This is a genomic window from Deinococcus aquaedulcis (genome assembly GCF_019693445.1).
GTDB classification, from domain to species: Bacteria; Deinococcota; Deinococci; order Deinococcales; family Deinococcaceae; genus Deinococcus; species Deinococcus aquaedulcis.
In genome coordinates this window covers 1-10,098 of sequence record NZ_JAHRBL010000042.1, presented here as the reverse complement: position 1 = coordinate 10,098, position 10,098 = coordinate 1, and the positions used below count along the sequence as shown (strand labels likewise).

General features: G+C 62.2%; 10 protein-coding genes. 6 read left to right on the top strand and 4 right to left on the bottom strand.

All coding sequences use genetic code 11. The annotated features are described in order from the left end of the window. The first annotated feature begins 97 nt into the window (after positions 1–97). The 5 genes from KMW22_RS19090 to KMW22_RS19070 all read left to right on the top strand — a co-directional run bounded on the left by KMW22_RS19090 (position 98) and on the right by KMW22_RS19070 (position 2,754). Positions 98–409, top strand: coding sequence for a hypothetical protein (locus KMW22_RS19090; RefSeq protein ID WP_221091616.1), 312 nt, complete (start codon positions 98–100; stop codon positions 407–409). Between the two features lie 49 nt (positions 410–458). Further along, positions 459–1,133, top strand: coding sequence for a hypothetical protein (locus tag KMW22_RS19085; protein WP_221091615.1), 675 nt, complete (start codon positions 459–461; stop codon positions 1,131–1,133). A 250-nt stretch (positions 1,134–1,383) separates the two neighbouring features. Then, positions 1,384–1,992, top strand: a complete 609-nt coding sequence (locus tag KMW22_RS19080; protein ID WP_221091614.1) for a hypothetical protein — start codon at positions 1,384–1,386, stop codon at positions 1,990–1,992. A 253-nt stretch (positions 1,993–2,245) separates the two neighbouring features. Then, a complete protein-coding gene (locus tag KMW22_RS19075; protein ID WP_221091613.1) occupies positions 2,246–2,482 on the top strand; it encodes a hypothetical protein in 237 nt (78 codons plus the stop codon). An 80-nt stretch (positions 2,483–2,562) separates the two neighbouring features. Beyond that, positions 2,563–2,754 carry a hypothetical protein gene (locus KMW22_RS19070; protein ID WP_221091612.1) on the top strand — a complete coding sequence of 64 codons (192 nt, stop codon included), beginning with the start codon at positions 2,563–2,565 and terminating at the stop codon, positions 2,752–2,754. 2 nt (positions 2,755–2,756) lie between these two features. Here the strand turns inward: KMW22_RS19070 and KMW22_RS19065 are convergent, their stop codons facing one another. The 3 genes from KMW22_RS19065 to KMW22_RS19615 form a co-directional block, all read right to left on the bottom strand. Next, positions 2,757–2,966, bottom strand: coding sequence for a hypothetical protein (locus tag KMW22_RS19065; RefSeq protein WP_221091611.1), 210 nt, complete (start codon positions 2,964–2,966; stop codon positions 2,757–2,759). A 1,571-nt stretch (positions 2,967–4,537) separates the two neighbouring features. Next, entirely contained in the window at positions 4,538–5,422 is an 885-nt protein-coding gene (locus KMW22_RS19060) for an RHS repeat protein (RefSeq protein ID WP_221091610.1), read from the bottom strand. Positions 5,423–5,828: 406 nt separating this feature from the next. After that, complete coding sequence (locus KMW22_RS19615; RefSeq protein WP_221091609.1) at positions 5,829–7,118, bottom strand: replication initiator protein A; 1,290 nt, start codon at positions 7,116–7,118, stop codon at positions 5,829–5,831. 1,186 nt (positions 7,119–8,304) lie between these two features. Between KMW22_RS19615 and KMW22_RS19050 the strand changes: the two genes are divergently transcribed. Then, the gene (locus tag KMW22_RS19050) at positions 8,305–9,276 is read left to right on the top strand and encodes a hypothetical protein (RefSeq protein WP_221091608.1); all 972 of its coding nucleotides are present in this window, start codon (positions 8,305–8,307) and stop codon (positions 9,274–9,276) included. A 26-nt stretch (positions 9,277–9,302) separates the two neighbouring features. Here KMW22_RS19050 and KMW22_RS19045 read toward each other — a convergent pair whose 3' ends face one another. Beyond that, the gene (locus KMW22_RS19045) at positions 9,303–9,890 is read right to left on the bottom strand and encodes a hypothetical protein (protein WP_221091607.1); all 588 of its coding nucleotides are present in this window, start codon (positions 9,888–9,890) and stop codon (positions 9,303–9,305) included. Positions 9,891–10,098: the final 208 nt, after the last annotated feature.

The following is a 10,098-nucleotide window of genomic DNA, read 5'->3' as shown; positions in this document are numbered from 1 at the left end:
CTCAGTTTTGCTGTGTGGGTGGACGTTTCTCTTGACACTGTACACAAAAAGAGGTACACTTGTATTACCCCAGACAGAGGGGAAAGGAGCGCCAACCATGACCACCCAGCCCGCCATTACCCGCCGCCCTTATGAGGAGTTCACTGACCTCTGCGAGATGCCCACCGAGGCGAACTGGACCGGCGAGGGCACGCCCCCCGCTATCGGTCAGCGCGTTTTTGTGGACGGCTACGGCCCCGGCACCGTCAGCGCCTACGTGGCCTGGCACAGCGAACTGCGCGCCCGCGTCGAGTTGGACACCCGGCCCGATGTGGTGGCCCTGCCTGTCCTGACCAACAAGCACGGCGCGTACCTGTACGCCACCGCGCACGACCTGCTGCCCGACCGCACCCAGCGCCTCGCTGCCTGATCTCACTGGCCCTGCCCGCCTGTGGGCGGGGCCACACGGAGGAACCCTCATGCCCGTACTGACCCTGAAGCAGCAGCGCGCCCTGAATGCCCTGACCCAGACCACGATGGCCGCCGAACTCGCGGAGAAGCAGGCTTACGATCTGGACTGCGATGAGTGGGCCCACCGGCTGCCCGCCGCCGTGCAGCACCTGCGCCGCCTATGGGGTGCCGCGCGCCAGCGCACCGCCGACCAGCGCCACTTGCGCGCCCGCGCCCAGGTGCTGCGCGCTCAGGTGCCCACCGGGTACACCTACCTGACCCAGTGCCACAGCGGCCTGACCTACCGCGCCATGCTGTTTCAGGACTACACCCTGGACCTCGTGATGCTGACCCCCGGCCAAGTCACCCCCATTGAGGACGAACCTGAGTTTGACGTGGACACCCATAACCGCTGGGCCACGATTTTGAACGCCAACGTTCTTCTTGTGCCGCTAGGGGTGTCCCTCTCGTGGACCGACCACACCTGTCAGGGCGCGCTGCTGCTCACCGCTGAAGGGCGCTATCTCGCCTCGGCGCGCGTGCATGATCACGGCCACGTGGACGTGTGGACTGACGACGGCCCCGTGAGCCTGGTCTACACCCGTTTCGATGTGCCTGCCGGGGAAGAAGTGATGGAGTGCCAGCGCCGGACCGTCACGCGCGCCCTGGCTGGCGAGTTCCGCCCGCAAGGGCAGCCGGCCTGAGCCGGTGGGGGTGGGCCGCCCCTCACGGGGCGGCGGCACCCCTCCGCTGCGCTGCGGGGTGCTGAAGGTGCTCGCTGCGCTCGCGCGTTCACATAAGGACGGCCGCCACGGGCGGCCGCTGGGAGCCTGATGAACCTTACCCGCTACAGGCCCCTGGGCCTGAGGCTCACCGCCCCGGCCACAGGGGAAGGCCATTGATCTGCCTACGCAAGACCAGCCTGCCGCGAGGTGGGCCGCTGGAGGTGCCCCGATGTCCAAGACCAAGAAGTCCCCACGCGACCTGCTGACCCTGCGCGCCACCGACGGCCGCCGTGTACAGGTCCAGGCCCGCCAGATCCGCGCCGTCACGCCGAGCGCCACCGGCACGGGTCACGCCCACGTCGAACTGTACAAAGGCGGGCGCTCGCACATCGTGCAGGCGGACCCTACCGAGCTGGCCGCCCAGGTGGCCAGCCTGCGGCCACGGTCACGCATGGTCAAGGAGACAGACCCGCCCGCCGTCTACGAGTACAGCCTGCGGTACTACACCGCCCACCGCGAACCGCCCGACGGCATGGCGCGCATTCAGTTCACGGAGCGCGTCGAGGTGCCCGCCGGGGGCGGCGCCCCAGGCATGCCCCCGGCCTGCCGGGCCCGCTACTTGGAGTTGGGCGGGCCGGGCGGTGGCTGGAGCGTGTGCGTGCAGCCCATCGAGCGGCCGGCGAAGGTCCGCACGCGCGAGCACCGCGCCCGGCTGCGGCAGGGCCACCTGGAGCAGCGCGTCCAGAAACGGGCGCCCCTGTTTGCGGAGCAACTGGTGCAGGAGCAGCTGGCGCAGCGGGCAGCGTACTTTGCCGGTGAGGTGGTCGAGGTGGCCTAGGCTGGGGGCGCGGGTGACAGCGCCTTTCAGGCGCGGCCCTCCATGCGAATCCCCGCTGACGCGGGGACCAGCACCCCAAAGATGCGGCGTTCCTCGCGTCACGCCGCTGGGGTGCTTTTCACATTCCGGTCCCGGCACCGTCTGGAAGGCAGCTCGTGCAGGGCGTGGCGGTTCTGGGCGCAACCCATCCGCTTTTCGCCTGACGGCGATGTGGGCGGCCAGACAGGGGAGAATGTTCACCACGGAGGAACGTATGACCATCATTGATGCAGCGCTGATTCTGGGTTTCCTGACGGCCTGTGCCATGTCTCTCTTCCACAAGGTGGCACTCGGCAGCGCCCTGCGCACGCTGGGGGTCCTGCTGCTTCTGGGCGGGGCCTATGTGGCGTTGGTGCGGCCATACACCCTCGGGCCAGCTGCGGCAGGGGTGACCACCCCCGCCGCACAGGTGAGTGCACTGGGCCAGTCTGGTTTCACGCTGCCAGCCTGACAGCAGTGGGGGTGACGTGCACGGCGCACTCGTAACCCTCAGCACACCGGGCGTCCGGCCGGCGCGCTAGCGTGCCGGCTGTGGACACCCCGCCAGCACCAGGCACCCGGTACAGCCTGCGCCCCGACAATGCCCCCCGATTTGAAGTGGTGCGGGTTCTGCAGGCGCACCCGGAATACTGGGTGCTGGAGCTGCGCGGCCTATACCTGCCCCGGCTGCGTGTCGAGGTCCTGGTCCTGCGCGAAGCGGCCGGCTGGCCACGCGCGGGGTGACGTCAGGCGCCCAGCGTCTCCTGCACGTCCCGAATCAGGGCGCCGGAGACACTGAAGCCGCTGGGGCGCACGGCCGGGTCGCTGAACCAGAACATACGGTTGTGGTGGCCCTGTATGTCGCGGGCCTTCTGGGCGGCCTGGGTGACCCAGTCGTCGGCGGCCTCGAACGTGCGGGTGGTGTCGTCGGTCAGGTGCAGGGTCAAGGTGGCCACGCCCCAGGGTACGGGCGCTGGCAAGGGGCGAAGGCGCGGAGCGCCGTGGCCCGGCCTGGCGGCCGGTGGGGGTGGCCAGCCTGTCGCCCGCCGAGAGCGCGGCAGGCCCCCGGCGCGCAGGACTCCGCTGCGCTTGGGGCGGCCCGGCACTCCGCTGCGCCTGCGCGCCTTCCCAGAGTAGGAGAATACTTGGTGATATCAAAGAAGAAAGGGGTCAGTCCACGCGGCGGCCACTGTTTGCCCAGCCCGGCCACCTCCGGGGTGGCCGTGTTGTTGGCCTCCCGCGAGAAGCAGCACAGAAACCAGCGCTTCGCCGTTCTCTGATGGCAGTTTCTATCGATCTCGCCGCATTTTGGCCTGACTACACGATTGGCGCAAAATTGTACGCTAAGCGAAAATCGTCGTTCTACACAGTATTTTTTAAGCCCAAACGACTGGAGGTGTTGATGCCGACGATCTCAGGGCTATGTCCCAGCTCAGCTCTACTTCTTTAGGGACAGATTTCGGCGCCGATGAAATCGACGTTTTTCGCCTCTGAAGTTCAGAGGCTTCAACTGGGACAGGCGGATAGCGGGCTTAGCGTACAAAAATTTCCGAATCGTGTAGTCAGGCCCAATAGGGCTCGTGAATCGCCTCACTTTGCGCTTGGTAGCAGCCTTCTTAAAACACCCCCTTGAAGCGCATCATTGAAGCGGTGCCGGTCAGGTCGGACTGAGGGGGAGCGCGAAGCCTGCAGCCAACCGCATAAAAACAACCCTCACCTGTGCAGGTGAGGGTCACGGCGATTAGACCAGGGGCGAGAGGTTTAGGCTAGGGCGTTCAGAAGTGCCGCGAGCCCACTGCCTAGGCTGCTGAGCGCTGCAATCAATGCAGCGATCTCAGTGGCCTTCAGTGGTTCGCGGCGGCGTTTCGGTGTATTCTTGCGCTTAGGTTTCGCCACAAGAATCACCTCCTTTTGGACACGCCCGGGCTCCTACACCAGGGCGTGTCTTCGCACATAGGTGTGATCCTCCGTCCCCGGTTGTCATACACCGCGTCCTTTCGGACAACAGCAGGTTAACACGGAAAAACATCGATGACAACGCTCTCAAGTCACTTTAGATGCGCTTGCCGGATGCAGGTTGAGCATCTGCTACGAACTAATACAGAGTGATATCAAAATAGAGAAATATACCCCTGCACCTTTTTCCATTCTCCTGCGCGCAACGGGCCCCTTTGCCTTCAAAAACCAATCAGAATGCAACAGGGTGCCTAAAGCATCACCAGTCACTGCGAAACAGTAGCTTGCTTGAGCGTTCGCACCTTGACTTGCACCTCACCATCCAGCCGCCACAAGACACTTGGCGCATTCTTGACATCAAGGGTGCAGTCACGCGCAGCCAGCTTTTCAACGCGCACCAAGCAGGTTTTCCCTCATTACCCCATCAATTGGTCAAGCATACGCCTCAGCACCGCCCCATGGCGTCTCATGCCCAGCCAGAACGCTGTCATTGCCTGCTTTTGAGGAATGGTGGGACGCAAACAGAAGGGAAAGGTTATGGAGATGACCCTTACGCGTTCTCTAACGCCAGCTACTGCTTATAGACCAGTGTCCGTTTGGTGGTGCTGACGAGGGTTCTCTTGCCGTCTTGCTCCTCATATTCCCGGCATTCTGTCCAGTTCCCATGCTCATCGACAACGTATTCAAAAGTGGAGACAACCTCAAACTCTTTATCCCCATCCTGGCTGAAAAAGACGCGGGTATCGCGAATAACCATGCCGAGGGCATTGTAGAAGCGGGTGCCAACGAACGTGACCCGCTCGGCGTCGTACGAGGTGTCGACGATCCGCTCGATGATGCCGTTCTGATAGGTGTACCGGGTGATATCCCGGCTCTGGTCGTTCGGGTGCTGGGGCAAGCGGTGCATTTCGGTCACCTGGCCCTGGGCGTTCAGGAGGTACCGGAGGGCGTGCCCTGGGAGCGCATCGGCGGGCTGGGCCTGCTCCAGGATCTCGGCGCCTGAGGAAATGCACGTCACGACGGGATGAAACACGTAGTTGTCTACTGCTGGACTGACGTAACCCGTCAGGCGGCCAGCGGCGTCGTACTGGTACGTCAGGGTCCAGGTGACAGGGGTTTCCCGAAACCCCTGCGCGTTGGTGGTGATGCTTTCACGTTGTCCCTGGCGGTTGTAGGTGTAGGTCTTGACTGAATGAAACGGCCCCGCTGAATTGACCGCGTGGCGTTCAAGGGTCGCTAAACGGCCCTGGACGTAGTGGCTGGTCAAGGTGACCTGATAGTCCGGCGCTTCGAAGCGCGAGGTCACCTGGCTGAGCAGGTCCAGGCGAAAGAGGTCGGGTGGCTCGGCCACCACGCACTGTTCAGCCTTCGCAGCCCCAACCGCCAGAAGCGCAATGATGACCATCCGACGGACCGGTCGAGTGAAGGTGCCCCAGGGCCCCAGGAAAGCAGCCATCAGCAAATCCCGCTCGCTTCCAGGAAAGGCAAATGTGAAGAAAGAACGGGCATACGACGCATAGAACGACGTTAACAGAGATTTATTTTTGCTTTCACCTGAAAGCCGTGTCCCCTAGTGGGGGCATACCAGAGCTGGACTTGGTGGTGGGCTGAATGTGTATGACAGCAGCCCTGAGGGCTGCTCAATTGCGGTGGGCGGATGCAAAAGGGGTTTGCTTCTGCAGTTGCTTGAGGCCATAGACTCTCTTGAGTTGATCTGTTGCATTCTGAGTGGTTTTTGAAAGCAAATAGGTGCGTTACGCGCAGGAACGCGAGCTCGGCAAGCAGGGATATCATTCTCTGTGATTTTGATATCACTGTATATTGATTTGAGTACGGCAGTCACCCACGAGGCGTTCTGTCCCTCAAACCTCCACACTCAGCAGCGCCCGCACCAACGGCAACGCCTCTTCTGCCGGCCGGTCCAGCACACCCCGCACCGCCGCCACCTGCCCCGCATCCAGCTCCTGCAAGGCCGCCAACGCCTGGGCTGACACTGCCCGGCCCAGACGGAGCCTCAGGAGCACCGCCACGGTCTCTCGTGGATCTGGTGGCGTTTCCTCCACCATGAGGTCCTTCGCCTTCCGGGCCTTGGCCCGCCCAGCCTTTTTCACTGGTTCCGCCTCAACCCCCCACTTCTGCGGGTTGCGCACCGCGTCCACCAGCGATGCCGGCAGGGAGCGCGGGCGCCAGCCCTGCGCGAGGCGCTCATCGACCTGCCGCAAGGCCGGGCGCACCCGCTCCGGATGATCCGCCGCCAGCGCTTCCGCCACCGGCCGCGTCACCCCACGCTCCAGCAGGATGTCAATCAGGGCGGGTTCCGGCGCCGAGCGGAACACATAGGTGACGCGCCCCGCCCGGCCCCGACCATGAAACTCAACCGACTTCAGGTACTCCTCGGTCAGGAGCCGCTCGTGGGCCAGGTCCAGGGTCCGCTTCGCGTTGTCCGTCCGCTCGTGCTCCAGACCACACGCCACAAACCAGTCCCGCAGCGGCAAGGTCAACTCATCCGCCAGCGCCCCACTCACCTGCACCCGGTGCGCCTGCAGCACCCGATACAGGCTCCGCGCCGTCGGCTGCCCCAGCCGGGCCAGCAGCTCCCCGTCCAGGATCTGGAAGAGCCCCGCCCGGATGGACGCCGCAAACGTCGCCGTGAAGATCACCTCGATCGGCAGCCGTTCATTGAGCTCCCGGTGATGGAAGGGCCGGTGTTCCCCACTCGCCTGATCCACCAGGCGCAGGTCAGAGATCAGACCCGTCACGGTCGTCTCGCCCTGGTGACGGCCCTTCTCCGGCTGCCACTCGCTGCGGATCATGCTCCACTGCACGCCGGAGAGGCGCAGCATGGCTTCCCGCAGCCGCACGTAAGACTGGCCATTGTCCGGCAAGCTGCTCAGTGCCAGGAGTTCAGCGGGCATCACCTGAATGCGGTTGTTCTCCGGGCAGCCCGCGCGAAAGAAAATCGTCTGCAGCGCCAGCAGAATGTCCGCGTCACTGCCGTATGGCCGGCCATGAAAGGCGTTGCCCACCACGCGGTACATCGTGCCGCCAATCTCGTAGTCCACCTGCCATGACGTGTCCCCCGCGGGCGGGGTTTTCTGCACGCTTACCACGCCCGCGCGGGTAAGGTCCAGTTCGTTGATGCGCATCGTCATGGGCTTGATTGATCATATCAAGAGACTGAAAAAGATATTGATTGACAACAATCAAGGAGGTGGTATGCAGGGGATATGCACCGTGTTTCTCGGGCAAGGGGTCTGGGTATACCTCAGAACCATCGTTAGAACACCTCACAACGATCGCTCGAATCCCTCAGAACCATCACTTCAATCCCTCACAACCATCGGTTGAATCCCTCAGAACCATCGGTTCACCACTCCAAGAAGCAGCTTTCTCGGCCTGACTTCAGCTCGGAAGAGCGATCATTGTGAGGTAAATTGGCGATCGTTGTGAGGTGTTTACCGACTGTTGTGAGGTGAAATCCCGATGGTTGTGAGGCAAACGGACGATGGTTCTGAGGTGTTTGCGCGACTGTTCTGAGGCATCCGAGTCGCTAAACAGGGGCATTCCAGACCTTGTGAGTGCGAAAGAGCCAGCGAAGCCGCACACCCTGGTTGAGATGGCAAGGCACCTGATCAGAAGCCTTTGCCTGAGCCCCACCACGGTCCTTGAGGAGTTGGTCGCTGGACGACAGCTTTGAGTCAACCTGCGTAAGCATTGAAAGTCCGGCGCTCATCCTACCTTTCTACTCGTCCTGCTCAGTCTATTTCTGAAAAGAGTGCTCTTCTTTCGGTAAGAGTGCTATGCTCGGTCTTACAGGAGACAGATTGACCAGCTGACCACACCCCACCACAGTTCAGAACCAGAAATCCTCGCCTGGCAGCGAGGATTCCCGGTACAGCTCAGTTAAAACGGCACAGCATTCAGATGCCACCATTTTAACTGAGATGCCCCCCCTGTTGCAAGATTGCAAGGGAGAGATCCATGAATGATGGTCCAGGGGGCGCGCAACCGCGCGTCCTTTCGATTGATGCTCCACCTTTTCACGCCGAACAACTGGCTGAACTCTTTCAGGCGCAGCGACGTCTCGAGGCCAACCGCGTGGCAGATCGTGCTGAGCGCCGACGTCACGCTGCAGCAGAGGGATTTCCACGAGCGCCTTTCGACGGAGTCAATAAGACCCTGTCTCCTCAGTGCGCTGCCTTCCCCACCATTCGGCCACAGACGCCACCTCAACCGCTGGTACGGGTCTCTGTGGCCCAGTCATGCCCAGAGACCCCTTCCCGGGCTGCTCAAGAAGAGCCGGCCCTGGCTGAGCGGCAAGCCAACGTTGAGCGTGTCATGGCGGCTGCCGAGCAGACCATTGTCAGCGCGATCCGGCCACGAGCTCGCGAGCGGGCCCGTGCGGTGTACCGGGCCCTGGTCGAGGCCACGTTCGAATTGATTCAGCAGCGCAAGCAGCTGGCGCACCTGACGTCCTACACCTTTTTCACGGTGCTGGACGTCCTGCCAGTGGCGACGAATCTGGGCACGGCCACCTGTGAGCGTGCGGTGGACGATCTGCGGTCCTGCGGCCTGATCAGCACCCGCCGCGTCTACCAGTCGGCTGAGTTCCTGGACAGGACCACGGGCGAAGTCATTACCCGCAGTGCCTGTATTGGCGTGTGGCTGACGGTGCTGCTCAAAGCGGTGGCGCCAGGCCTGCGGGCCCGGGTGATGCAGGAAGAGCTGCCCCTTGAGGCCCCCCGCGATCTGGCTGCGGACCGCAAGCGGGGCCACACCGGCTACGCCCTGAAAGTCCAGCACCAGGAAGAGCAGGCCCTGAAGGCCAGAGAAGCCACTTCTCCAGAAGTGAGGGAATCAGTTTCCCCACAAGGGGGAAACGTCAAGGTCAACCCATTACTGCAGTGGTCGTTACCCAGAACCAACCCAGAGTCTCTGGTTACTTCTGATTCCCTCACTTCCGCGACCCAGCCCGCCGAGGTCGTCTGGGCCCTGGGCGCGATCCTCAGCGATCATCCCCAGCGGCGCCGGGATCTCATTGAGCAGGCGGGCCAACGCCTTGCCATCCTCTTCCGCGACCGTCACAGCGCCAGAGCGTACTACCGCCTGCTCTGGTGCGCCGTCGAAGCCGAGTTCCAGGGCATTCCCGCCTTCTTTAGCCTGCAGAACGCCATGCAACGGGTCCTGGTGGCCATGCGGGAAGTGCCTGTGCGTTCACCTGGGGCCCTGCTCCTGCACGAGCTGGGAGATCAGGGCTGCGGCTGGCTGGCCGCCAGCGGCTGGTACGACCGGGCTAAACACGTTGCTTAGAAATTGATGGCAACTCCAGCCAGTGCCTAAACGTTAGCCTCCTCCCATGCCGGTCGCGGCCATCTGAACATGAGCCCGTTGCTGAGTGTTCCAGCGACCCAGACGTCATCGCTTTCTTCGCTCACTGAGCATTCGTGCCAGGACAACTGGCCTTCGTCTAACCATGCGTGAGCCGCAGCCTCATCGGCAAAACCAAAGATTCCACGGCCATCAACCCCGACGAGTGCCCATACGTCGTCTGCCGGGAGAACCGCCCAGATGGTGCCCAGTCTGAACATGACGTTCTCAGGAATCAGCGCCGCAATTTCCGGGTGTTTACCCCTAAGTTCTGCAAGTACAGGAAGAGCCTTCTCTATCTCCTCTACGGGCAACATTGTTATTGACTGGTGAATCCGATTTTGGAAGGTTGCACCGGCTGCGTGAGCGGAGATGCCCAAACCCGGATACTTGTCTAAAACTAAACTATCTATCCGCTTCACACTGTCCAACATCACCATCGCGCTGACTATCACGTGTCCCGGTAAGTTTAGCCGGTCCCCGATTTCGACATTTTGCCATTCTTCTGCAAAAGCATGATCCACCACTCCATTGTTATGGACCAGCAAATTACGCACGGCTTTTAGCCAAAGAAAAAGATTGAGCTGCTCATTGGTAAATGGCTGAGTTTTCAGATATCCAGCAAGTATGCCTTGTGTTTCGTCGCTCAGTACCCGACAGTTTCTCAGATGAGCGTGTGGGACGGAGACAAGCGGTCAATCAGAGACAGGAGAGGTGCATCCTCACGATCAACCTTCCGGCTGATCGCTCGAACCAGGGCGCGTA

What these genes read in the sequence shown, in the direction of transcription:
- KMW22_RS19090 (WP_221091616.1), top strand. Translation starts at nt 98, where the DNA reads ATGACCACCCAGCCCGCCATTACCCGCCGCCCTTATGAGGAGTTCACT.
- KMW22_RS19085 (WP_221091615.1), top strand. Translation starts at nt 459, where the DNA reads ATGCCCGTACTGACCCTGAAGCAGCAGCGCGCCCTGAATGCCCTGACC.
- KMW22_RS19080 (WP_221091614.1), top strand. Translation starts at nt 1,384, where the DNA reads ATGTCCAAGACCAAGAAGTCCCCACGCGACCTGCTGACCCTGCGCGCC.
- KMW22_RS19075 (WP_221091613.1), top strand. Translation starts at nt 2,246, where the DNA reads ATGACCATCATTGATGCAGCGCTGATTCTGGGTTTCCTGACGGCCTGT.
- KMW22_RS19060 (WP_221091610.1), bottom strand. Translation starts at nt 5,422, where the DNA reads ATGGCTGCTTTCCTGGGGCCCTGGGGCACCTTCACTCGACCGGTCCGT.
- KMW22_RS19615 (WP_221091609.1), bottom strand. Translation starts at nt 7,118, where the DNA reads ATGACGATGCGCATCAACGAACTGGACCTTACCCGCGCGGGCGTGGTA.
- KMW22_RS19050 (WP_221091608.1), top strand. Translation starts at nt 8,305, where the DNA reads ATGGCGGCTGCCGAGCAGACCATTGTCAGCGCGATCCGGCCACGAGCT.